The sequence below is a fragment of the Pseudarthrobacter sp. 10T415 genome (genome assembly GCF_056394175.1).
Window position 1 is genome coordinate 574,490 of sequence record NZ_JBFTHJ010000002.1, and the last position, 21,240, is coordinate 595,729.

Genomic DNA, 21,240 nt, shown 5'->3' on the forward strand with positions numbered 1-21,240 from the left:
TGACCCGCAGTTGTTGTCGTTTTCGCGGCTCAGAACGACAACAACTGCCAGTTAGTTGGGAAGGGGCGGGCAAAAGGGGACACCCCCGGGAACCTACGCCGAGAAGCCGCCGTCGGCCTTGATCAGCTGCCCCGACACCCAGCGGCCCGCCGGCGACAACAGGAACGCCACCGTCCCGGCGACATCGGCGGGGGTTCCCAACCGTCCGGTGGGCTGGCGGGCAACCACTGATTCCCGCACCTCGTCGGACATCCAGCCGGTGTCCACCGGGCCGGGATTGAGGACGTTAGCGGAAATGCCCCGGGGTCCCAGCTCGCGTGCAGCGGCGATCACGATCCGGTCCAGCGCCCCCTTGGACGCACCGTAGGGAACGTTGAAGGCTGTGTGGTCGCTGGTCAGCGCAACGATCGCGCCGCCGCCGTCCGTTGCCTGCCGTGCGAACGCGGCGATCAGCTGCCAGCTGGCCCGCGTGTTGACGGCGAAGTGCCGTTCAAAGGCTTCGAGGCTGGTATCGAGGATGCCGGAGTCCACGGACTCTGCGTGGCTGAGCACGAGGCCCTGCAGGGGCCCGGCGAGCTCCACGGCCTCCGCGACCAGGCGCTCCGGTACCGCTGGATCCTGCAGGTCCGCCGACAGGACGTGGATCTGGGCGCCAATGGCTTCGAGCTCGGCGGTCAGCCGGACTTCGTCCTCGGGATCGCTCCCCCACGGCATCCGGCCGTCGTAGTCCTCCCAGCCTGCCAGCACCAGGTCCCAGCCGTCGGCCGCGAGCTGGCGCGCGATCCCGGCCCCGATTCCGGCCAGCCGGCCGGCACCCGTAACCAGGGCGACGTTGCGGGCAGGGACCGGAGCCGTGGATTCCATGCGTCCCAGCCTAGCCGCGCCGGGCAGGGACCCCGTTCACGCCGCTGCGTGCTCCGCCCCGGCCTGAGCTTCCCCGGCGCCGCGGTACTTCCGGATGGTGGCGCTGATGACGGCGGCGATGGTGCACATGGCGGCCGCACCCAGCCACGCGTAGGTGTAGTGCCCCGTGGCGTCCCGGAGCGCACCTGCGGCCAGCGCTGCGGCGGCGGCCCCCAGCTGGTGCGCCGCGAACACCCAGCCGAACACCACGCTGCCGTCCGCACCGAAGGTTTCGCGGCAGATGGCGGCCGTTGGGGGCACGGTGGCCACCCAGTCCAGGCCATAGATCACCACGAACACGATCATGCTGGGCTGGACCTCGGCGCTGAGCAGCAGCGGGAGCACCAGCAGGCCGATGCCGCGGAACTGGTAGTAGACGGCCAGCAGGACGCGCGGGTTGAACCTGTCCGTGAGCCACCCGGAGGCGATGGTTCCGAGGATGTCGAAGATCCCGACGACGGCCAGCAGCCCCGCGGCGGTGGTTTCCGGCATGCCGTGGTCGTGCGCAGAGGGGATGAAGTGGGTGCCGATCAGGCCATTGGTGGTGGCACCGCAGATCGCGAAGCCGGCGGCCAGTGCCCAGAACGTACGCACCTTGCTGGCCCGGCGGAGCACCTGCAGGGCGCGGACGGCAGCGTTGGCGCGCGGACCGGCGTCGTCGCCAGGCTGCGCCGGTGCCGCTCCCCGTGACTGAATTGCAGCCACTGACCGCGTTTCTTCCGGTTCAGCGCCGTAGGGCAGGACGCCGGCTTCAGCAGGCGAGTTCTTGAGGAACTTCAGCACCAGCGGGACCACGGCCAGGGCACCGGCAGCAATCAGCAACGAAGCTTGCCGCCAGCCCGGGTCCTGCGCGAGCATGGCGATGAGGGGCAGGAAGACCAGCTGGCCCGCGGCGCTGCCGGCCGTCAGGATGCCGATCACCAGTCCGCGGCTCCTGGTGAACCAGGTGTTGGCGATGGTGGCGGCGAAGACCAGGGCCATGGAGCCGGTGCCCAGGCCGATCAGCAGGCCCCAGGTCAGCAGGATCTGCCAGGACTGGTTCACCAGGACGGTGAGGGCGCTTCCCATGCCGATCAGCACTAGCGCCGTGGCCGTCACGGCCCTGACGCCGAAGCGTTCCATCAGGGCCGCGGCGAACGGTGCCGTCAGGCCGAACAGGACCAGGTTGATGCTGACCGCCGCGGACAGGACGGTGGTACTCCAGCCGAATTCCTGCTGCAGCGGGACCATGAGCACTCCCGGCGCTGCCCGGAAACCGGCTGCGCCCACCAGGGCGAGGAAGGCCACTGCCGCCACGATCCAGGCGGGGTGCAGCCGGCGGGGAGGACGTGCCTGCTCCGCGCCGTTGGGGCGTTCCGGGGCATCGGCCGCCTGCTCGTCGGGGACGGCCGTTTCGTCGGGCAGGGTGCTCATGCAGCGGTTCCGTTGTGGGTGGCGGTGGCAAGGGCCACGGGCGTTTCGGACCGCGTCTGGCTGTGCCAGCTGGTGTTGGCGGCGGTGAGCTGCTGTCCGCAGGACGTGCAGGTATCGGCGGACGTGGTGCGCTGCCCGCAGTCCGAATGGATCACGAACATGTGGGCCTTCTCCGAGGGTGCCGGCAGGTGCTTCTCCGACCAGATCGTCACAGCGTTCAGGACCGGGAGCACGTCCTCGCCTTTGACGGTGAGGACGTACTCCTGGCGGGTGCGGCCGCCGTCGTCGTAACCCTGCTTCGCCAGCAGCCCGGCGTCGACCAGGCCTGCAAGGCGCTTGGTGAGCACCGAGTCAGCCGCCTCGAGGCGGGCCTTCATGGCGTCGAAGCGGCCGTTGCCGAAGAAGACCTCGCGGAGGACCAGGATGGTCCAGGGGTCACCCAGGATGTCCAGGCCGCGGGCCATGCTGCAGTTTCGGCGGGACCAGTCGGATCGAAGTGGCATGCCGGAAACGCTAGCTGACTTTCTTCAAGAAAGCTAGACCCTGTGTGCGTGATTCAGGGGATCGCGGAGAACGCCTGTTCCAGGTCGGCCACCAGGTCCTCTTTGTCCTCGATGCCGCAGGAAAGTCGCAGCAGGTTCACCGGCACGGCAAGCTCGGTGCCCTTGACCGAAGCGTGGGTCATTTCGGACGGATAGTTCATGAGCGATTCGATGCCGCCCAGGGACTCGGCCAGCGTGAACACCGAGGTGGATTCGGCCACCTTCCGGGCAGCCGCCTCGCCGCCCTTGAACTGCACGGACACCATGCCGCCGAAGCTCCGCATCTGCTTGCTGGCCAGTTCGTGCCCGGGGTGGGACGGCAGGCCCGGGTACAGGACGGCTTCCACCTCGGGGCGTTCCAGCAGCCATTCGGCAACGGCCTGGCCGTTCTCGCTGTGCCGGTCCATCCGCACGCCCAGGGTCTTCAGGCCGCGGGTGGTGAGGAAAGCGTCCATCGGCCCGGACACCGCACCCACGGCGAACTGCACGAAGCCGATCTTTTCCGCCAGCTCAGCATCCTTGACCACGACGGCGCCGCCCACCACGTCGGAGTGTCCGCCGATGTACTTCGTGGTGGAGTGGACCACGACGTCCGCGCCCAGGGCGAGCGGGTTCTGCAGGTAGGGAGACGCGAAGGTGTTGTCGACCACCAGGAGTGCGCCGGCGTCGTGCGCTATGTCCGCGAGCGCGGCGATGTCCGTGATCTTCATCAAGGGGTTGGACGGGGTCTCCACCCACACGAAGCGGGTCTTGTTGGCGGCGACGGCGCTGCGGACGGTGTCCAGGTTGGCCATGTCCACCGGGGTGTTGCCGATGCCCCAGTCGCCCAGCACGCGGCTGATCAGCCGGTACGTCCCGCCATAGGCATCGTTGCCGAGCACGATGTGGTCACCGGGCCGGGTGAGGGCCCGGATCAGGGCATCCTCGGCCGCCAGGCCCGAGCTGAAGCTGTAGGCGTGGGTTCCCAGTTCCAGCGCCGCCAGCTGTTCCTGCAGGGCGTCCCGGGTGGGATTGCCGCCGCGCCCGTACTCGTAGCCGCCACGGAGGTTGCCGATGCCGTCCTGCGCGTACGTCGAGCTGAAGTGCAGCGGCGGCACCACGGCGCCCGTGCGGGGCTCGAAGGCCTGGCCGGCGTGGACGGCTCGGGTGTTGAAACCTTGGTTTTCCTGCAGGGACATGGTGCTCCTTCGTGTGTCTGGTTTCGACGGGCCCAGCCACCGCCGGCGGCCGGGCCAACTGCCGGGATTAGTTGCTGAGGTACGCCAGAAGGTCGTGCCTGGTGAGGATGCCGATGGGGGCGCCCACGAACGTGACCATCACGGTGTCCACGTCGGAGAGCAGCTCGCGTGCCGCCGAGATGCTTTCCAGCGATCCGATGACGGGCAGCTTGGGGCCCATGTGTTCGGCGATCTTGTCCGTCAGCTTGGCTTCGCCGCGGAAGAGCTTGGCCGTCAGGGTGCGTTCGTCCACGGCGCCGAGGACCTCGCCCATCACCACCGGGGGTTCCTGCGAGAGCACCGGGATGTGGCTGACGCCGAACTCGTTCATGATGTTGATGACGTCGCGGACGGACTCGTTGGGGTGGATGTGCACCAGGTCCGGCAGTTCACCGTTCTTGGACTTAATGACCTCGCCCACGGACGTTTCCTCGCCGCCGGCCAGGAAGCCGTACGAGCGCATCCACTGGTCGTTGAAGATCTTGGCGAGGTAACCGCGCCCGGAGTCGGGCAGGATCACGACGACGACGGCTGATTCGGGGAGGTCCTTCGCCGCCTGCAGTGCCGCCACCACGGCCATTCCCGACGAGCCGCCCACCAGGAGCCCTTCTTCGCGGGCCAGCCGGCGGGTCATGGCGAAGGAGTCTGCGTCGGTGACGGCGATGACCTGGTCCGGGACGGACTTGTCGTAGTTCGCCGGCCACATGTCCTCGCCCACGCCCTCGACGAAGTACGGCCGGCCGGTACCGCCCGAGTAGACCGAACCCGACGGATCCGCTCCGATGATCCGGACCACGCCGCCGTCGGACTCGGGACGGTCCGCCGAAACCTCCTTGAGGTAGCGGCCGGTGCCGGTGATGGTGCCCCCGGTGCCTGCCCCGATGACCACATGGGTGACCTTGCCGTCGGTGTCCTGCCAGATCTCCGGACCGGTGGTTTTGTAGTGGCTGCCCGGCGCTGCCGGGTTGGAGAACTGGTCCGGCTTGTAGGCGCCCGGCGTTTCGCGGACCAGCCGGTCCGAGACGCCGTAGTAGCTCTGCGGGCTGTCCGGCGGCACGGCGGTGGGTGTGACCACAACCTCGGCGCCGTACGCCTGCAGGACCGCCCGTTTGTCCTCGCCCACCTTGTCCGGGACGACGAAGATGCACTTGTAGCCCTTTTGCTGTGCCACGAGTGCCAGGCCCACTCCGGTGTTGCCGGAGGTGGGTTCGATGATGGTGCCGCCGGGCTGCAGTTTGCCTTCCCGTTCGGCGTCCTCAACCATCTGCGCCGCGATGCGGTCTTTGATGGACCCGCCAGGGTTCAGGTACTCAACTTTCACAAGAACGGTGGCCCTGATGCCCTCGGTCACGTGGTTGAGTTTGATGAGCGGGGTGTTGCCGATGAGGTCCAGGATGGACTGGGCGTACTTCATAGGTATAAAGCTACCGCTTCCTGCACGCGCCACCCGGCCCGGGGTGCGACGATAAGGCGGTGAAGCAGTTCGCATGGGCCAAGGCTGCCCGCAGTTACCTGCTGCCCGGTGCCGCGCTGGCGGCAGGCCTGGCAGCACTGGCCACAGGCATACTCCCCCTGCCGGCGTTCAGTGAGCTGGCCGGACGGACGGTGCCCATCCTGGGCTTTGTCCTGGCCATGTCCCTGGTCACCGAATTGGTGGACGAGGCCGGGCTCTTCCGGGCGGTGACGGGAAGGCTCGCAGCGCTGGGCCGGGGCAGGGTGTTCACGCTGTGGCTGCTGGTGATCTCACTGGCCACCGTGTCCACGGTCTTCCTGTCCCTGGACACCACCGCTGTACTGGTGACGCCGGTGGTGGTCCTCCTGGCCATGCATGCCGGAATTCCGCCGCTGCCGTTCGCCCTGACCAGCATCTGGCTGGCCAACACGGCCTCGCTGCTGCTGCCCGTCTCCAACCTGACCAACCTGCTGGCCCAGGAGCGGCTGGGGCTGAGCCCGGTGCAGTTCGCCGGGCTGGTGTGGGCGCCTGCAGTGGTGGGCTTGCTGGTCCCCCTTGTCCTGCTGTGGCTGGCGTTCCGGCGCGACCTCCGGGGGCAGTACCGGCCACGGCCCGTCCGCCCGGCCCGGGACCGGACCCTTCTGGCGATAGCCGCGGCCACGCTGCTGGTCCTGCTGCCGGCGCTGGTGTCCGGCCTGCCGGTCCAGTACCCGGCACTTGCCGCGGCCGCTTTCCTCATGGCTGTGTTCGCCTGGCGCCGGCCGGCGGCACTGAAGTGGTCCATGGTGCCGCGGCGGCCCCTGATGCTGACCGCCGGGCTGTTCATGCTGATGGAAGCCCTGCATGCCAACGGCCTCACCGCCCTGCTTGATGGCGTGGCAGGTTCCGGCGAGGACCTTCCCGCACTCCTTCAGCTGGCCGGGGTGGGGGCGGGCGCTGCGAACGTGGCCAACAACCTGCCGGCCTACCTCGCCTTGGAACCCGTAGCGGACTCGCCCGCCCGGCTTGCCGCGCTCCTGATCGGGGTCAACCTTGGGCCGCTGGTGAGCCCGTGGGCATCCCTGGCCACGCTGCTGTGGCACGAGCGGCTCCGCGTTCTGAACGTCCCCGTCAGGTGGGGCGGCTTCGCGCTGGCCGGGATCGTAGCGGTGTTGCTGACGCTCCCCCTGGCCGTCCTGGCCCTGTGGTCAGTGTCAGGGATGCACTGAGGCTCAGGCGCCTGCCGGTTGGTTGGCCCCGCCGGTTTCGCCGGCCTCGCTGGCGGGAAGGTTCTCCCACAACCCCAGCACGTTGCCTTCGGTGTCCTTGAAATATGCGAAGTGGCCCATGCCAGGGATGGTTTCCTTGGCCCGCACCACCGCTCCACCCAGCGATTCAACTGCCTTGAGGGTGGCATCGATGTCCGGTACGTCCACGGTGATGACGGGTGAGGCCAGGTCCGCCTCCCGGTCCATCATGCCCCCGTTGATCGCGCCCGGTTCCGTGGGCCTGCCCGAGGAGTCCATCGGCGTGGTGGTGACGTTGGTGTAGTAATCCATTCCCGGCACCGGTTCCAGTGTCCAGCCCAGGGCCTGCCGGTAGAACTCTGCTGCCCGTCCGCGGTCGTCCGCGGGGATTTCGAAATGCACTACTCCGCCCATGGCGTCTTCCTGCCCTTCCCGGCCGGGCGCGGCGGCTCCGCGCCTCACGCTGGATTCTAGTCCGGCCCGTCTCCGCTGATAAGGGCCCGCCATGTCGCAGGGCCGTGGGACGATTAAGGCATGACCATCGCAGCAGCACCTCCCCGGCTTGCCGCCGGCGCGGACGTGTCCCTGTGCTGGTACCCGGAGGGCTCCTACAGCCTGGCCCGCACCCTTGGCCCGCTGCTGCGGGGCCACAGTGACCCCTCCTTCAGTGTCCAGGGAGACGTCATCTGGAACGCGTTCACCACGGCAGACGGTCCGGCCACGCTGCGGCTCAGCCCGGTGGGGGGTACTGCTGCCGGAGCGCACGACGACGGCCCCGGGGTCCCTGCCCGGGTGGACGTCCAGGCGTGGGGACCGGGCGCCGAACTGGCGGCACGGGCAGCTCCCCGGCTGATGGGCGCAGATGACGACTGGTCCGGCTTCGACGAGCCGGAATTCCATGCCACGCTGCCCCGGATGGTCCGCGAAGCCCGGCGGCGGAGCCAGGCGCTCCGGCTCCCCGCCAGCGGCCGGATGGTCGACCAGCTGGTGCCCATCATCCTGGAGCAGAAGGTCACGGTCATCGAGGCCCGGCGGGGGTACCGGTACCTGGTGCAGCGGTACGGAACCCCTGCCCCGCCGGCCGGCACGTCAACACCCAAGGGCCTGCTGGTGCCGCCCACGGCCACGCAATGGCTGCAGGTTCCCAGTTGGGAGTGGCACAAGGCCGGTGTGGGACCCCAGCGTTCGGCCACGGTCATGCGGGCGCTGCGCTCCGCCGCCGCGCTTGAACGGCTGGCCGGGCTGCCGGCGGCCGAGGCTGGGCTGAAGATGCAGACCATCCCGGGCATCGGGATCTGGACGGCGGCTGAAGTGGTGCAGCGGACCCACGGCTGCCCGGATTCCATCGCCGTGGGTGACTACCACCTCGCTGCGTATGTGGGGGCGGCCCTGACCGGCCGCCGGACCGATGACGCCGGGATGCTCCGCCTCCTCGAGCCCTGGAACGGGCAGCGGCAACGGGTAGTACGGATGATCCAGAGCACCGGCTTCCGCAAGCCGACTTTTGGCCCCCGGATGACCATCCAGGACCACCGCAGGCACTAGCCACCGGACTGAACGCGTAAGGCGGCACGCAAGTGGGTAAGGTTTCCGGATGGATGCGGCAACGAATGCGACCCCCGGTACCAACGAGCCCGAAGAGGACAGCCATGTCCAGCTTCAACTGGCCATCTTCAACGTCACCCGCGAGGCGGAGGGCAACGACCTGGAGGAGATCAAGGCGAGGCTCCGGGCGGAATTCGCCCGCCGCGGCGTCCAGTCGCCGCCGGCCACCTGGCTGGACTCGGTGGCGTCCGCCGCGTTCTACGGGAAGCCGTATCTCGTGGACCTCCCCTCCGCGCTGGCCGCTGATGATGCAGTGCCCGCGCCCACCGAGGAGGTGCGGGAACAGCTCGAACTGCGGCGGGAGCTCCGGAACGAAAAGCTGCCCGCGGGCATCCTCCCCGCCGCGTCCGAATGGAAGCTGTCGCGGGACGAGGTGACCACGGCCGGACCCGCCCCATCGCCGGGCGGGCGTCCCGCCCACAGCGCGGAAGGGAGTGCCGCCGGCTTCCGCCCGCTGCTCGTGGCAGCCGCGCTCGCCGCCGCCGTCGTCCTGGCGTTTGCCGCCGCGCGGTCAACCCGCCGAGGCGCCCGCCGGACAAAATAGGCCGCCTCTGCCAAAGGTAGGGCTGCGCCGCAGGAACGAAGGAAGGGTTACAGGCCCAGCCGGGCCACCGCTTCCTGCCGCATCTCCACCTTGCGGATCTTCCCCGAGACCGTCATGGGAAAGCTGCTGCGGATCTCGACGTAGCGGGGCACCTTGTAGTGGGCCAGCTGCCCGCGGCAGAAGTCGGCCACAGCCGCAGCGTCCAGCGGTTCGGCGCCAGGCTTGAGGATGATGCAGGCCATCAGTTCCTCACCGTACTTTTCGTCCGGCACCCCGATCACCTGGACGTCCTGGACCGCCGGGTGGGTGTAGAGGAACTCCTCGATTTCACGGGGGTAGATGTTCTCGCCGCCGCGGATCACCATGTCCTTGATCCGGCCCTCCACCAGCACGTAGCCGTCGGCGTCCATCCGGGCGAGGTCCCCGGTGTGCATCCAGCCCTCGGCATCGATGGCCTCCGCGGTCTTGTCCGGCTGGTTCCAGTATCCGTCCATCACCGCGTAGCCGCGCGTGCAGAGTTCGCCGATCTCCCCGTGCTCCACCACGACGCCGGACGCGGGGTCCACGATCTTGCTCTCCAGGTGCGGCATGGTCCGGCCCACCGTTTCGGTGCGGTGCTGCAGGGTGTCGCCCTTGCGCGTCATGGTGGACACCGGCGACGTCTCGGTCATGCCGTAGCAAATGGCCACGTCCGTCATGTTCATGTCCGCGATGACGTGGTTCATCACCTCGATGGGGCACAGCGAACCCGCCATCACCCCGGTGCGCAGCGTGGAGAGGTCGTACGAGGCGAAGTCGGGCAGGGCGAGCTCGGCGATGAACATGGTGGGCACCCCGTAAAGGGAGGTCCCGCCGAAATCCTGAACCGCCTCCAGCGCCGCCGCCGGCGAGAACCCGCGGCCGGCGATGATGGTGGCGGCACCGTGGCTCAGGGCGTTGAGGTTGCCGATCACCATCCCGAAGCAGTGATAGAACGGCACCGGGATCACCACACGGTCGTGCTCGGTGTAGCCCAGCAGTTCCCCGATGGCGAAGCCGTTGTTCAGGATGTTGTGGTGCGTGAGGGTGGCGCCCTTGGGGAAACCCGTGGTGCCGGAGGTGTACTGCAGGTTGATGGGATCGTGAGGATCCAGTTCAGCCATCCGCGCCTTCAAGGCGGAGTGCCCGACGGCGTCAGCCCGCTTGAGCAGCTCGGCGTACGTCTGCTCCGCGTCGCTGAGCGGGGACACGGCGTCGTCCACGTCCCCTCCCGGGACCGGCAGGAACACCAGTTCCCGCAGCTCCGGACAGCCGGCGAGCGCCTGCCGGGCCATGCCCACATAATCGCTGTTGGTGTCCGAGGGCGCGGTCACGAGGGTGCGCATCCCGTTCTGCTTCACCACGAATTCAAGCTCGTGGCTGCGGTACGCCGGGTTCACGTTGACCAGGACGGCTCCCACCTTCGCGGTGGCGTACTGCAGCAGCGTCCATTCGGCGCAGTTGGGGCTCCAGATGCCCACCCGCTCCCCCTTGGCCACGCCCAGGGCGAGGAGCGCGCGGGCCAGCCGGTCGACGTCGTCGTTCATCTTGCTGTAGCTCCAGCGGCGCGCGTCGGCGCCCGGCACCGGCGCCGCCTCGATCAGGGCGTCGTGGTACGGGAACCTGGCGGCCACCCGCTCGAAGTTCGCACCAATGGTCTCCTCGAGCAGCGGAACGTCAGTGTCCCCGGCTGTGTAAGCACGCATGCAGGCACGCTACCAACAGGGAGGCGCCAATGACAGCATCCGGATCGCATGTCCGCCGCAACACGGCCGGAAGCGGCGCCGTCGCCCGGTATTGTGAAATCCATGAGTGCACCGATCGACCTGCAGGCAACGTTCATCCCCAACGAGGGCGAGTTCTTCCGCGTGAAGCTGGCCCTGGAAATAGCCATCGACGAGGTGGTGAACGAGCCGGGCTGCATCCGCTACGAGCTGACGGAAGCCACCGAGGAAAAGCTGGTGCTGACCGAACAGTGGGCCTCCGAGGAGGACCTGGCCAAGCATTCGAAGGGCACCGCGGTGCAGGACCTCAACGAATCGCTGAGCGCGCTGCTGGCTGAGCCCGTCAAGGTGGAACGCGTCTAACTAGCCTTCAAAGCAAAAAGAGCGGGACCTCCCTGTGGGAGGTCCCGCTCTTTGCTTTAAGGATTCTTTACAGGTCCGGGATCTGCGAGCCGTCTTGGGGACCTGAGGGCTTGGCCGCAGCTGTTGCCTCTTCACGCTGCTTGGCCACGTGGGCGTGGACTTCCTCCATGTCCAGGGCCTTCACGGCGTCCACTACCTGCTCCAGCTGCTGGGCGTTCAGCGCGCCGGGCTGGGAGAACACCAGCACCTTTTCGCGGAAGGCCATCAGGGTGGGGATGGAGGAAATGCCTGCCTCCGCGGCGAGCTGCTGCTCGGCTTCGGTGTCCACCTTGGTGAAGAGGACGTCCGGGTGCTTCTCGGAAACAGCCGAGTACGTGGGCCCGAACTGCTTGCAGGGGCCGCACCATTCTGCCCAGAAGTCGACCAGGACAATGTCGTTGCCTTCGATCGTCGATGCGAACTGTTCACCTGTGATGTCAAGGGTAGCCATGGAACAACGGTACGCGTGATGCCGCCACGGTGCGTGGCTGTTCGCTGCACGCGTCATCGGGAATAACCCGGCACTGCACATGTACACGGACGCTCCGTGGGCTTAGCCTGTGGTCATCAGCCCCGCAGCGGCACCCGGGAGGGCACCATGGACATCGCGGTTTCCGCGCGTTCCCTGACCAAGAGCTTTGGCCGCCGCGAAGTCCTGCACGGCGTCGACTTTGAGGTGCAGGCGGGCAGTGTTTTCGGTGTGATCGGCCCCAACGGCGCAGGCAAGACCACCACCATGCGTTGCCTCCTGGACATCATCCGGCCCAACGGCGGTGAGGTGCGGGTCCTGGGCCAGGACCCCCGGGCGGGCGGGCCGGACCTGCGCCGCCGCATCGGCTACCTCCCGGGCGAGCTCTTCCTCGAAGGCAGGGTGACGGGGCGGAAGCTGCTGTCCCACTACGAGGCGGTCAGCGGACCGGTGCCGCCCGGCAGGATTGATGAACTCGCGGAGCGGCTGGACCTCGACCTGGACCGGCACACCCGCAAGCTGTCCAAGGGCAACAAGCAAAAACTGGGCCTGGTGCAGGCCTTCATGCACCAGCCCGAACTGCTGGTGCTGGACGAACCCACCAGCGGGCTGGACCCCCTGATCCAGCAGGAGTTCCACGCCATGCTGCGCGAGGCCCGCCACAACGGCCAGACCATTTTCCTCAGCTCCCACGTCCTCAGCGAGATCCAGCAGACCGCTGACACGGTGGCCATCCTCCGCGACGGCCGCATCATCGCCGTCGAATCCGTGACGGGGCTGCGGGAGAGCGCGGTGCGGCACCTCCGCTTCACGGCCTCCCACGCGGCGGCGTCCGACGCCGTTGCGCTGCTCACAGCGGTACCAGGCATCGGAAACATCGAGGTGCTGGAGTCCAACGGCGGGGTCACCCTGTCCGCGGTCCTCGAGGGCGCCATCCAGCCACTGCTCCATGCGTTGGGACGGCTTGAACTGACCGACCTTGTGCTGGAGGAGCCAGACCTTGAGGAGTCCGTGCTGAAGATGTACGCCATGCCACGGAAGGAAGTCCGGTGATGCATCCCGCGGGTACCAGGCTTCCGCTGTTCCGGCGGGCCTTCTTCGACTCGTGGCGCTCCACGCTTGCCTGGGCGGCCGGACTCGCTGCGGCGGCGTTCCTGTACCTCCCGCTGTACCCCTCCATCGGCGGCAGCGACCAGATGCAGGAAATGATCAACGCCCTGCCGGCGGAGATGACCCGCGCCCTGAACTACGACCAGATCGCCTCCGGACCCGGCTACACGCAGGCCACTTTGTTCGGGCTGATCGGTTTCCTCCTCATGAGCATCGCCACCGTGGCCTGGGGCGCTGCTGCCGTGGGCGGCGATGAGGAGTCAGGACAGCTTGAACTGACGCTGGCCCATGGCGTGCGGCGGGTGCAGGTAGTCCTGGAACGCGCACTGGCGCTGCTGTTGCGGGTGCTGGTGCTGGCCGGCCTGGCTTTCGTCATCGTCACCCTGCTGAACGGCCCATCGCAACTGGATATCGACCCCGCCAACCTATTCGGCGCCGTGGTGCTGTTCGCCGGGCTTGGCCTGCTCACGGGGACCTCGGCGCTGTTCGTGGGCGCAGCGACCGGACGCCGCACGTACGGGCTCGCGGCAGGAGCGGCGGTGGCGGTGCTCGGCTACGTCTTCAACGCCGTCGGCCGGCAAAGCCCGGACGTGGAGTGGCTGCTCAAGGTCAGCCCCTACCACTGGGCCTACGGCAACTCCCCCATGGTCAACGGGGCCGACTGGGCTGCTGCCGGATGGCTCTGGGGCATCTCCGCGGCACTGGTGGTGCTGGCCGCCGTCGCGCTTGAACAACGCGACGTCGGCGCGTAGCCGGCACCGCTGGTTCAGAAGCCGTCACGGGTAGCGCTCAGGGCAGGCATTTGGAACCCGGCGTTTGGGGCTACCGTTACGGCCAGGTGTGCGGAGCCGGCGTGCGGCTTCCGGGCAACTGGCTGGATTCACGCCATTCATGAATCCACTCGGGCAGAACCAGGTCCGCGGGCGGCTGGCCGAACTCGCGGAGAATCTCCTCCTGGCTGACCGGACCGGACCTGCTGACCAGGCGGGTGGCGATGTAGGCACGCGCGTAGATTTCGCCGTCGGCCACCATCCGCTGTTCGAAGAAGATGGCCTTGGTGTCCAGCCCGATAATCCGGGTCTCGATGGTGTACTGCTGCCAGAGCTGCAGGGACTTGCGGAAGGCGATGGTCTCGGCCGCCACCACAGGGCTCCAGCCACGCCGCCGCATCCGCGTCCACACGCCGCTCCGCACCATCAGGTCGAACCGGCCCAGGTCCATTAGGGACAGGTACATGCCGTTGTTGACGTGCATGGCGATATCGATGTCCGTGGGCAGGACCCGCAGCGGCAGGGAAGCACTGTCCCATACGGTGAGCGGACGGCGGCGGGCTGAACGGAACAGCAGGAGCAGGGTCCTCAGGAGAAGGTGCATGACTCGATGTTACCCGCTGGTAACTTTGCGGTGGCGGGCCAGTGTGGAGGTCCCTGACGCCGGCTGTCCACGTAGGATTTCCAGCATGACGCACCAACGCTACCGGGACCTGGCCGAATGGCCGCTGATGGGCACGGCGCTCATCTTCCTGGCAGCCTACGCGTGGCAGGTGATCGGACGCCTTGAAGACAGCGGCGCGAGCTGGCTGGAAGCTGTCATGTGGGCCACCTGGATAGTGTTTGCCGTCGACTATGCGGCCAACCTGTGGCTGGCACCCCGCCGGTGGGACTGGTTCGTCCGCAACCTCCACGAACTGCTCATCGTGGCCCTTCCGTTCTTCCGCCCCCTGCGCCTGCTCCGGCTGGTTACGCTGCTGTCCGTGCTCCACCGGACCGTGGGCGAGACCCTGCGAGGACGCGTAGTTACTTACGTGGCCGGTTCCGCGGGAATGCTCATCTTCGTGGGTGCGCTCGCCGTCCTGGATGTGGAGCAGTCCGCACCGGACGCCAAGATTGTCACCTTCGGAGACGCCCTCTGGTGGGCCATCACCACCATCACCACCGTGGGCTACGGCGACCTCTACCCGGTGACACCGATCGGCCGGATGGTGGCGGCAGCACTGATGATGAGTGGGATTGCAGTGCTCGGCGTGGTCACCGCATCGATTGCTTCGTGGCTGGTGCAGCGGGTGGAGGACACGGCGGAGTCAGTGGCCGAGGCCGTCGAAGAACCCGTCCGCGCCGAGGTTGCGGAGCTGGTGGCCGAGATCTCCGCACTCCGCCGCGAGATCGCTGAACTGAAGGAAAACCGGACCCTCTGAACGGTGCCCGCAGGTATGCGGCAGCCGGTTCCTGAGTACGCGGGCCGGCGGCGTCCAAGTAGCGGGCTGGAAAAGTCGGGTAATTCCTACTGATGCCGGGCTGTTCCCCGGCTTCCTAGACTCGGGATTCCAAGGACAGCACCACGCACCGGCAGTTCCCCGGGTTTGCTCCCCGGGCCCTCCGCCGCCATAAGGAGCCCCCCGCATTTTCTGGGTATGCGGCCGGCCTCATCGCACGCACCGCGCGGCCCCCGCTATGGGCGGCCACGCCGCGTCAGATCTTAATTCTTCCTGCCGAAGCCGGCTTTTTGTGCCCGGGCGGCGGGAGCGCACCCGGATGGGCCACCATGAACCAGCCATACGTCACCACCGATCCCAGCAGCAGAAGCTTCGCCACCGACGAACCCCGCGACACCATCACGCCCGGCCGCCCGGCTGTCAGCAACAGGCTCTGGGCTGGGATGGCAACTGCGGCAGTGGTGGCGGCCGTGGGGGTAGGAGCCTTAGCAGGCCCGTCCACCCCGATCGCAAGTTCGCCAAACCAGGGCACGACGACGGCAGGCCAGGTTGCCAATGCCGCACCTGCAGCGCAACCCGCCGCTGCCGGGGACGCCCCGCCCGCCTCAGCCGCTTCTGCGGGGCAGGTTTCCGCGGCTCCGGCGCCGGCACCCCCGGCCGAGGCTGCCGCGGCACCGGCCACCGCACCCGATCCGGCCCCCGCGCCGGCTCCTCAGCCCGCACCTGCACCGGCAGTGGCACCAGCACCGGCACCTGTGGCCGATTCCAACCGGTACACGGTGGTGGCGGGCGATACCGTCGGCGCCATTGCCGGCAGATACGGCGTCGACATGAACGCCATGCTGGCCGCCAACGGGCTGGGTGCCTACAGCATCATCGTTCCCGGGCAGGTCCTCGTGTTGACCGGTCCTGCGGTAAACGTGCCCGCGGCTGCTCCCGCGGCCATCCCTGCAGCAGCCCCGGCACCCGTCGCCGCCGCACCGGCGCCAGCACCCGTGGCCGCACCCGTTGCGCCGGCTGCCCCTGCCGTACGCACCATCTATGTTGCGGGTGCCGGCGGGCAGTCGATGGTGGATGCCTGCATCGGCCCCATCCACTACACCCCGAACGATGGCTACTCGCTCTTCATCACCGAGCACGACTTCTGCGGCGGCTGGGCCCGGTTCTCCGGCATCGGCGTCGGCGAGACCGTGAGCATCCCGGGCTACGGGACGTACAAGGTGACCGGCCGGGGCCAGGTCCCCAACCCCGGCACAACCAATGACGTCATCGCCGTATTCGGCGGCTTCCCCCGGGCCATCCTGCAGACCTGCATTCCGGGGACCACCCAGATGTTGGTGATCGCGCTGAACTGACGGTCCGTCAGCCCACCGAACCTGGTTTCTCAGAAGCTTGTCCGCGGGTCCAAACCTTGAGAGTAAGGATCCGCGGACAAGGCCATGACCTGGGGCGCCGGCTACACCCCGTGGCGCTCCGAAATGTGTTCCACCAGTTCGCCTACGCGGTGTTCGGAGTAGTTGCGGGCAATGTCGCCCTGGCTGATGATGCCGACGAGTTTATGGTMGGCAATCACGGGAAGCCTGCGGATCTGGTGCTTTTCCATCATGTCGATGGCGGCATCCACGTTGGCGTCGGCGTCGATCCAGTGCGGCGTGCCGGAGGCGAGCTCGCGGGCCATCACCCGCCCCGGGTCGCGGCCAGCGGCAACGCACTTGAGCACGATATCGCGGTCGGTGATCATGCCTTTCAGCTTGCCGTCGTCTCCACAGATGGGCAGCGAACCGCAGTCCATGTCCCGCATTGTCCGGGCAGCTTCCACGAGGGACTCATTTTCCTTGATACATCGCGCATCAGTGGTCATGAATTCGCGTACAGCACTCATTGAATCCTCCTTCATCGATGGAATATCGACGCAGGGCATCGGGGCACGTGCGCCGATGGTGCCAGATTACGCCCGGTCCAACACGGATGTCGACGGCGGGCTGCCGCGGCGGATCAGGCGGGAGCTGAAGCGGGGGAAGGTGCCCCGGGGAACGAAAAAACCTCCGGAACCTGTTGGTTCCGGAGGTTTCCCCTTGGGTGGCAGATGAGGGATTCGAACCCCCGTAGGCGTTGCCAGCTGATTTACAGTCAGCCCCCTTTGGCCGCTCGGGTAATCTGCCGAACTTCATAAGAAGACCCTGGCTACAGTCTGTGAAACACACCTTTTCTGTTTCCAGTCCGGTCCGTTCCGCTTCCAGTAACCGCGGGCAAGACAACTTTACAGAACTTCCGCCCAAGAATCGAATCGGGTGGCCCGATGCCCTGAAAAGCCCGGAACGGCGGGGGAAAGGGGGTCGCTTCAGGCCTCGCCAGCAATCCTTCCGGCCACCCTGGCCTCAAACTTGATGGCCTGCTCCTCGGTGATCTGGTTCAGCTGCACGGCCCGCAACAGGTCCTCGCTGACTCCTGCCATGCGGGAGGATGCATCAGCCACCGGACTGAAGACGATGGACGCCGCTACAGCTGCCGCCGCTACGGACGTTGCTGCGGTTGCCACTGCTCCTGCAGCCGCCGAAGTGGTCCGGGTGACGTAACTGACGGCCTTACGGTGCATGGTTGTTCCCTTCGCGACTTTCCAACACGTACAACTGTTCCCACCCCGCCTTCGTTCCCTCCGGGTGTCCGCTGAGAGGGAACTGTGAATCTTCGGACCCCCGGTAAGAAGCAACCGTACTAGTCTGGAATGCAGTGAATAGTGCCCTGTCCGCGGACGGGGCTCCAGCCGGAATAAGGAGAGTCATGGCAGGCGAGTCAACGTTCGACGTCGTAAGCAAAGTGGACAAGCAGGAAGTGGCCAACGCCCTGAACCAGGCCCAGAAGGAACTGGCCCAGCGATACGACTTCAAGGGTGTGGGGGCCGAGGTGGACTTCAGCGGCGAAAAGATCCTCATGAAGGCCAACTCGGAAGAGCGCGTCCTTGCCGTGCTGGATGTCCTCCAGTCCAAGCTGATCCGCCGCGGCATTTCGCTGAAGTCCCTGGACACCGGTGAGCCCTACCCCTCGGGCAAGGAGTTCCGCCTGGAGTCCACCATCAAGGAGGGCATCGCCCAGGACCTGGCCAAGAAGATCAATAAGATCATCCGCGACGAAGCGCCTAAGTCCGTCAAGTCCCAGATCCAGGGCGACGAGCTGCGCGTGACGTCCAAGTCGCGCGACGACCTTCAGGCCACCATGGCGCTGCTGAAGGACTTCGATGAGGCCGACCTGCAGTTCGTGAACTTCCGCAGCTGACCGTCCTGCGGCCATCTGGCCGCCACCGTTATCGACGCGCAGATGTTCTGCCGCTGCGCAAAAAGGCCGGCGCACCCCGTTTTCCGGGGGCGCCGGCCTTTTTGCGCGTCATGGACGGATTCGCGCGTCGCCTGCCTGCCTGCCTGCCTGCCGACCAGTCAACTGCAGGAGACAGGCGTCCAACGGCGGGATGCCCGCTACTGCAGCGGCCGGCCCGCCATGCGTTCCAGCCGCGCGATCCGGTCCCGCATGGGCGGGTGGGTGGCGAAGAGCTTGTTCATGGCACCGCCGCGGAACGGGTTGGCGATCATCAGGTGTGAGGCGTTGACCAGCCGCTGGTCCGGCGGCAGCGGAACCATGGTGACGCCGCGCTCGATCTTGGCCAGGGCTGAGGCGAGCGCCAGCGGATCTCCAGTGAGCTGCGAACCGTCCTCGTCGGCGTCGTACTCCCTGGTACGGGAGATGGCCATCTGGATCAGCGACGCCGCAAAGGGCGCCAGCAGGGCCATGGCGATCATGGCCAACGGGTTGGTGTTGCGCCGGTCGCCGCCGCCGAAGAAGAGCAGCATCTGCCCCACCGACGTGATGACGCCCGCGACGGCGGCCGCTACCGATGAGGTGAGGATGTCGCGGTTGTAGACGTGCATGAGTTCGTGGCCCAGGACGCCGCGGAGTTCGCGGGCGTCCAGGAGCTGCAGGATGCCTTCGGTGCAGCAGACGGCGGCGTTCTGCGGATTGCGGCCGGTGGCGAAGGCGTTGGGGTTCATGGTGGGCGAGACGTAGATCCGCGGCATGGGCTGGTTCGCCCGGGCGGACAGTTCCCGCACTATCTGGTACAGCTGCGGCGCCTGGGCTTCGGAGACTTCGAAGGCCTGCATGGAACGGATGGCGATCTTGTCGCTGTTCCAGTAGCCGTAGAACGTGGTGCCGACGCCCACGAGTGCCATGATCCAGATGGGCGCCGAGCTGCGCGTCCCCGCCCCGATCAGTGCGCCCAGGGCAAGCAGGACCGCCCAGAGCACGCCGAACAGCGCCGCGGTCTTGAGCCCGTTGTGATGTTTGTGCACGATTCCTCCTTACTAAGGGAACGGACCGCCAGGGAGCCGGGTTCCGCGCGTCGTAGCGGCGGAACCCCGGCTGCAGCTTCGCCGCGGTCCAGGCCCCCACGATGCAGGGCAGGCCGCCGAAAAGCAGCACCCAGCCCTCATTGAGGATCTTAGTGGCGCCGCCAGCCAGGAACTCGCCAACCCGCGGCCCGCCGGCCACCACCACGACGAAGGCACCCGTTGGAGATCAGCCGCGCCCGGTTTGGATGCCAGGGAGGGAACCGGGCCAAACCGGACGGGTCATGACCGTCCAACCAGAACTGCCTCAGTGCATCGAGAGGGTCTCGCGCTGCCTGCCGTGAGTGTCCAATTCGTCGTCCGTTTCCGCTGGGGCCTGCGTGTCCCCGGCGACGGACGGCGACAGGCTGGACGCCTTGTCGTGGCTCCGTCCGATGACAGCGGTGGCAATGGCATTTCCCAGGATGTTGGTGGCGGTTCGTCCCATGTCCAGGATTTGGTCGATCACCAGCAGGACGCCTATGCCGGCCGCGGGGATGCCGAAGGCGGGGACGACGGCGGCCACGACCACGAGCGAACCGCGCGGGACGCCGGCCATGCCTTTGCTGCTGAGCAGCAGCATCCCGGTCATGGCGATCTGCTGGCCGAGGTCCATGTCGATGCCGTAGGCGTTGATGAGGAACACGGAGGCGAACGTCATGTACATCATGGAGCCGTCGACATTGAAGGAGTAGCCCAGGGGAAGGACGAAACCGGTGGTTCGTTTTTCGATGCCGAACTTGGTCAAACCCTCGATGAGCTTCGGCAGCGCCGCTTCGCTGCTGGAGGTGGCGAAGGCTATGAGCATGGGCTCACGCACGATCCGGACCAGGCGGAACGCTGCCCGTCCGAGGCAGGCAACGGCGACGGCGATCATGAGGACCCACAGAACCGAGAGGGAAGCATAGAATCCGCCGATGAACGAGGCATAGGTGGCAAAGGCATCGAGCCCTTTGGCCGTGAAGGCGGACGCGATGCCGGCAAATACACCCACCGGAGCCGCAAGCATCACATATCCGGTGACCTTGAGCATGACGCCCATGAGTTCATCGACAGCGTCAGCGATGGAGGAACGGCCCTTCTTGCGAAGGTTCAGCAAGGCTATGCCGAAGAGCGCCCCGAAAACGAGGATCTGAAGGGGGTTATTGGCAGTCAGGGCAGCGAAAACGCTGGTGGGGATGATGTGGGTAATGAACTCCGCGTAATCAAGGGGCTTCGACTCAATCCCTGCATCTCCACCTGGCAGCAGATGCAGGCCCGCGCCCACATTGAGCAGATGCGCGCTGATGAAGCCGAAGGCACCCACCAGGACGGAGGCGGACAGGAACCAGATCATGGAACGGCCGAAGAGTTTGCCCACGCCGGCTGATTTGGCGGCACCTGCGATGCCCGAGACAAGGGTGGCGAAGATCAGCGGAGCGATGATCATCTTGATCAGGTTCAGGAACATGTGTGTAACGGTGTCCAGAACCGTCACGACCGATCCGCGGGCGTCCGCGGGGAGCAGCCAGTGGAACAGCAGACCGCCGACTATTCCGAAAATCAGTGCGGCGAGGATCCACATGGTTGATTTATTTTTCATATCCATCCTTGGGTAAATGCCGGGAAGTCGGTCCCGGGGCCGGAACGGTCCTCGTCGCTGAGGTCCGCTTCTGTGTCATCGGCTCTGGAAAATGCAGGCACGTTCATTTGCCCCCTGATACAGAAGCCCAGGGGACGATTCGGGCGGGTGGTGGGCCCACGCCCGCAGGGTTCCCTGGCCGAGCTTGCGAGGCTAGGGGGCGGGTGGGGACTATTTGCTGAGGTTGGCGAGCCGTTCGGGGCTCAGGAGTTCCTGGAGTTGGGTGGCGGTGAGGAGTCCGTGTTCCAGGACCAGCTCGGCCACGCCCTTGCCGGTGGCGAGGGCTTCCTGCGCGATGGCGGTGGCGGTGGCGTAGCCCAGGTGGGGGTTCAGGGCGGTGACCAGGCCGATGGATTGCTCCACCGTGAGCCGCAGGTGTTCGGTGTTGGCGGTGATTCCCCGGAT

22 protein-coding genes, 1 tRNA gene and 2 pseudogenes are annotated in these 21,240 nt (G+C 67.0%); 9 read left to right on the forward strand and 16 right to left on the reverse strand.

The features are described 5' to 3' along the window. Positions 1-93: 93 nt before the first annotated feature. From AC1DBN_RS05520 to AC1DBN_RS05540, 5 genes are all read right to left on the reverse strand, one after another. A complete protein-coding gene (locus AC1DBN_RS05520; protein ID WP_477722717.1) occupies positions 94-864 on the reverse strand; it encodes an SDR family oxidoreductase in 771 nt (256 codons plus the stop codon). Positions 865-900: 36 nt separating this feature from the next. Further along, positions 901-2,316 (reverse strand): MFS transporter, encoded by a 1,416-nt coding sequence (locus tag AC1DBN_RS05525; RefSeq protein WP_477722718.1) that lies wholly within the window; start codon positions 2,314-2,316, stop codon positions 901-903. Further along, positions 2,313-2,819: a winged helix-turn-helix transcriptional regulator gene (locus AC1DBN_RS05530; RefSeq protein WP_477722719.1), complete on the reverse strand. Its 507-nt coding sequence runs from the start codon at positions 2,817-2,819 to the stop codon at positions 2,313-2,315. Before AC1DBN_RS05530 ends, AC1DBN_RS05525 begins: the two co-directional genes overlap by 4 nt. Before the next feature lie 53 nt (positions 2,820-2,872). Then, positions 2,873-4,036 (reverse strand): cystathionine gamma-synthase, encoded by a 1,164-nt coding sequence (locus tag AC1DBN_RS05535; protein ID WP_091722132.1) that lies wholly within the window; start codon positions 4,034-4,036, stop codon positions 2,873-2,875. A gap of 67 nt (positions 4,037-4,103) precedes the next feature. After that, a complete protein-coding gene (locus AC1DBN_RS05540) occupies positions 4,104-5,489 on the reverse strand; it encodes a cystathionine beta-synthase (protein ID WP_091722135.1) in 1,386 nt (461 codons plus the stop codon). A gap of 59 nt (positions 5,490-5,548) precedes the next feature. Here AC1DBN_RS05540 and AC1DBN_RS05545 point away from each other — a divergent pair, with 59 nt between their 5' ends. After that, positions 5,549-6,736 (forward strand): SLC13 family permease, encoded by a 1,188-nt coding sequence (locus tag AC1DBN_RS05545; RefSeq protein WP_477722720.1) that lies wholly within the window; start codon positions 5,549-5,551, stop codon positions 6,734-6,736. A 3-nt stretch (positions 6,737-6,739) separates the two neighbouring features. On the opposite strand, the gene AC1DBN_RS05550 is transcribed toward AC1DBN_RS05545, so the two are convergent. Continuing rightward, positions 6,740-7,168, reverse strand: a complete 429-nt coding sequence (locus AC1DBN_RS05550) for a VOC family protein (RefSeq protein WP_091722140.1) — start codon at positions 7,166-7,168, stop codon at positions 6,740-6,742. A gap of 120 nt (positions 7,169-7,288) precedes the next feature. Between AC1DBN_RS05550 and AC1DBN_RS05555 the strand changes: the two genes are divergently transcribed. Next, positions 7,289-8,299: a DNA-3-methyladenine glycosylase family protein gene (locus tag AC1DBN_RS05555; RefSeq protein ID WP_477722721.1), complete on the forward strand. Its 1,011-nt coding sequence runs from the start codon at positions 7,289-7,291 to the stop codon at positions 8,297-8,299. 49 nt (positions 8,300-8,348) lie between these two features. Next, positions 8,349-8,903, forward strand: coding sequence for a hypothetical protein (locus AC1DBN_RS05560; RefSeq protein ID WP_091722146.1), 555 nt, complete (start codon positions 8,349-8,351; stop codon positions 8,901-8,903). Between the two features lie 47 nt (positions 8,904-8,950). On the opposite strand, the gene AC1DBN_RS05565 is transcribed toward AC1DBN_RS05560, so the two are convergent. After that, positions 8,951-10,627, reverse strand: a complete 1,677-nt coding sequence (locus AC1DBN_RS05565; protein ID WP_477722722.1) for an AMP-binding protein — start codon at positions 10,625-10,627, stop codon at positions 8,951-8,953. Between the two features lie 102 nt (positions 10,628-10,729). Here AC1DBN_RS05565 and AC1DBN_RS05570 point away from each other — a divergent pair, with 102 nt between their 5' ends. After that, the gene (locus tag AC1DBN_RS05570; protein ID WP_091722150.1) at positions 10,730-11,008 is read left to right on the forward strand and encodes a putative quinol monooxygenase; all 279 of its coding nucleotides are present in this window, start codon (positions 10,730-10,732) and stop codon (positions 11,006-11,008) included. 67 nt (positions 11,009-11,075) lie between these two features. Here the strand turns inward: AC1DBN_RS05570 and AC1DBN_RS05575 are convergent, their stop codons facing one another. Then, positions 11,076-11,498: a thioredoxin family protein gene (locus AC1DBN_RS05575; RefSeq protein WP_091722154.1), complete on the reverse strand. Its 423-nt coding sequence runs from the start codon at positions 11,496-11,498 to the stop codon at positions 11,076-11,078. Between the two features lie 147 nt (positions 11,499-11,645). Here AC1DBN_RS05575 and AC1DBN_RS05580 point away from each other — a divergent pair, with 147 nt between their 5' ends. Beyond that, positions 11,646-12,569 carry an ABC transporter ATP-binding protein gene (locus tag AC1DBN_RS05580; protein WP_477722723.1) on the forward strand — a complete coding sequence of 308 codons (924 nt, stop codon included), beginning with the start codon at positions 11,646-11,648 and terminating at the stop codon, positions 12,567-12,569. Then, complete coding sequence (locus AC1DBN_RS05585; RefSeq protein WP_091722159.1) at positions 12,569-13,378, forward strand: ABC transporter permease subunit; 810 nt, start codon at positions 12,569-12,571, stop codon at positions 13,376-13,378. The genes AC1DBN_RS05580 and AC1DBN_RS05585 overlap by 1 nt, the downstream gene beginning before the upstream one ends. A 76-nt stretch (positions 13,379-13,454) precedes the next feature. On the opposite strand, the gene AC1DBN_RS05590 is transcribed toward AC1DBN_RS05585, so the two are convergent. Further along, the gene (locus AC1DBN_RS05590) at positions 13,455-14,000 is read right to left on the reverse strand and encodes an acyl-CoA thioesterase (protein ID WP_091722162.1); all 546 of its coding nucleotides are present in this window, start codon (positions 13,998-14,000) and stop codon (positions 13,455-13,457) included. 85 nt (positions 14,001-14,085) lie between these two features. Here AC1DBN_RS05590 and AC1DBN_RS05595 point away from each other — a divergent pair, with 85 nt between their 5' ends. Together AC1DBN_RS05595 and AC1DBN_RS05600 are read left to right on the forward strand one after the other, a co-directional pair. After that, on the forward strand, positions 14,086-14,820 hold the full coding sequence (locus AC1DBN_RS05595; protein ID WP_091722164.1) for a potassium channel family protein: 735 nt from the start codon (positions 14,086-14,088) through the stop codon (positions 14,818-14,820). A 347-nt stretch (positions 14,821-15,167) separates the two neighbouring features. After that, the gene (locus tag AC1DBN_RS05600; protein WP_477722724.1) at positions 15,168-16,193 is read left to right on the forward strand and encodes a LysM peptidoglycan-binding domain-containing protein; all 1,026 of its coding nucleotides are present in this window, start codon (positions 15,168-15,170) and stop codon (positions 16,191-16,193) included. 101 nt (positions 16,194-16,294) lie between these two features. Here the strand turns inward: AC1DBN_RS05600 and AC1DBN_RS05605 are convergent, their stop codons facing one another. The 3 genes from AC1DBN_RS05605 to AC1DBN_RS05615 all read right to left on the reverse strand — a co-directional run bounded on the left by AC1DBN_RS05605 (position 16,295) and on the right by AC1DBN_RS05615 (position 17,434). Beyond that, entirely contained in the window at positions 16,295-16,720 is a 426-nt protein-coding gene (locus AC1DBN_RS05605) for a CBS domain-containing protein (protein ID WP_477722725.1), read from the reverse strand. A gap of 198 nt (positions 16,721-16,918) precedes the next feature. Further along, positions 16,919-17,000, reverse strand: a tRNA-Tyr gene (locus tag AC1DBN_RS05610). 179 nt (positions 17,001-17,179) lie between these two features. After that, positions 17,180-17,434: a hypothetical protein gene (locus AC1DBN_RS05615; RefSeq protein WP_477722726.1), complete on the reverse strand. Its 255-nt coding sequence runs from the start codon at positions 17,432-17,434 to the stop codon at positions 17,180-17,182. A 185-nt stretch (positions 17,435-17,619) separates the two neighbouring features. Between AC1DBN_RS05615 and AC1DBN_RS05620 the strand changes: the two genes are divergently transcribed. Next, on the forward strand, positions 17,620-18,111 hold the full coding sequence (locus tag AC1DBN_RS05620; protein ID WP_056075583.1) for a YajQ family cyclic di-GMP-binding protein: 492 nt from the start codon (positions 17,620-17,622) through the stop codon (positions 18,109-18,111). 197 nt (positions 18,112-18,308) lie between these two features. On the opposite strand, the gene htpX is transcribed toward AC1DBN_RS05620, so the two are convergent. The 4 genes and pseudogenes from htpX to aspA all read right to left on the reverse strand — a co-directional run. Continuing rightward, positions 18,309-19,178, reverse strand: coding sequence for a zinc metalloprotease HtpX (htpX, locus tag AC1DBN_RS05625; protein WP_045729513.1), 870 nt, complete (start codon positions 19,176-19,178; stop codon positions 18,309-18,311). Positions 19,179-19,209: 31 nt separating this feature from the next. Beyond that, positions 19,210-19,395, reverse strand: a pseudogene (locus AC1DBN_RS05630) (MFS transporter); the annotation flags it as partial. Between the two features lie 87 nt (positions 19,396-19,482). After that, positions 19,483-20,796: a dicarboxylate/amino acid:cation symporter gene (locus tag AC1DBN_RS05635; RefSeq protein WP_314214100.1), complete on the reverse strand. Its 1,314-nt coding sequence runs from the start codon at positions 20,794-20,796 to the stop codon at positions 19,483-19,485. Between the two features lie 210 nt (positions 20,797-21,006). Then, a pseudogene (gene aspA, locus AC1DBN_RS05640) lies at positions 21,007-21,240 on the reverse strand (aspartate ammonia-lyase); the annotation flags it as partial.

Coding starts and splice junctions, on each gene's coding strand:
- AC1DBN_RS05520 (WP_477722717.1), bottom strand. CDS start 864: ATGGAATCCACGGCTCCGGTCCCTGCCCGCAACGTCGCCCTGGTTACG.
- AC1DBN_RS05525 (WP_477722718.1), bottom strand. CDS start 2,316: ATGAGCACCCTGCCCGACGAAACGGCCGTCCCCGACGAGCAGGCGGCC.
- AC1DBN_RS05530 (WP_477722719.1), bottom strand. CDS start 2,819: ATGCCACTTCGATCCGACTGGTCCCGCCGAAACTGCAGCATGGCCCGC.
- AC1DBN_RS05535 (WP_091722132.1), bottom strand. CDS start 4,036: ATGTCCCTGCAGGAAAACCAAGGTTTCAACACCCGAGCCGTCCACGCC.
- AC1DBN_RS05540 (WP_091722135.1), bottom strand. CDS start 5,489: ATGAAGTACGCCCAGTCCATCCTGGACCTCATCGGCAACACCCCGCTC.
- AC1DBN_RS05550 (WP_091722140.1), bottom strand. CDS start 7,168: ATGGGCGGAGTAGTGCATTTCGAAATCCCCGCGGACGACCGCGGACGG.
- AC1DBN_RS05555 (WP_477722721.1), top strand. CDS start 7,289: ATGACCATCGCAGCAGCACCTCCCCGGCTTGCCGCCGGCGCGGACGTG.
- AC1DBN_RS05560 (WP_091722146.1), top strand. CDS start 8,349: ATGGATGCGGCAACGAATGCGACCCCCGGTACCAACGAGCCCGAAGAG.
- AC1DBN_RS05565 (WP_477722722.1), bottom strand. CDS start 10,627: ATGCGTGCTTACACAGCCGGGGACACTGACGTTCCGCTGCTCGAGGAG.
- AC1DBN_RS05570 (WP_091722150.1), top strand. CDS start 10,730: ATGAGTGCACCGATCGACCTGCAGGCAACGTTCATCCCCAACGAGGGC.
- AC1DBN_RS05575 (WP_091722154.1), bottom strand. CDS start 11,498: ATGGCTACCCTTGACATCACAGGTGAACAGTTCGCATCGACGATCGAA.
- AC1DBN_RS05580 (WP_477722723.1), top strand. CDS start 11,646: ATGGACATCGCGGTTTCCGCGCGTTCCCTGACCAAGAGCTTTGGCCGC.
- AC1DBN_RS05585 (WP_091722159.1), top strand. CDS start 12,569: ATGCATCCCGCGGGTACCAGGCTTCCGCTGTTCCGGCGGGCCTTCTTC.
- AC1DBN_RS05590 (WP_091722162.1), bottom strand. CDS start 14,000: ATGCACCTTCTCCTGAGGACCCTGCTCCTGCTGTTCCGTTCAGCCCGC.
- AC1DBN_RS05595 (WP_091722164.1), top strand. CDS start 14,086: ATGACGCACCAACGCTACCGGGACCTGGCCGAATGGCCGCTGATGGGC.
- AC1DBN_RS05600 (WP_477722724.1), top strand. CDS start 15,168: ATGAACCAGCCATACGTCACCACCGATCCCAGCAGCAGAAGCTTCGCC.
- AC1DBN_RS05615 (WP_477722726.1), bottom strand. CDS start 17,434: ATGCACCGTAAGGCCGTCAGTTACGTCACCCGGACCACTTCGGCGGCT.
- AC1DBN_RS05620 (WP_056075583.1), top strand. CDS start 17,620: ATGGCAGGCGAGTCAACGTTCGACGTCGTAAGCAAAGTGGACAAGCAG.
- AC1DBN_RS05635 (WP_314214100.1), bottom strand. CDS start 20,796: ATGAAAAATAAATCAACCATGTGGATCCTCGCCGCACTGATTTTCGGA.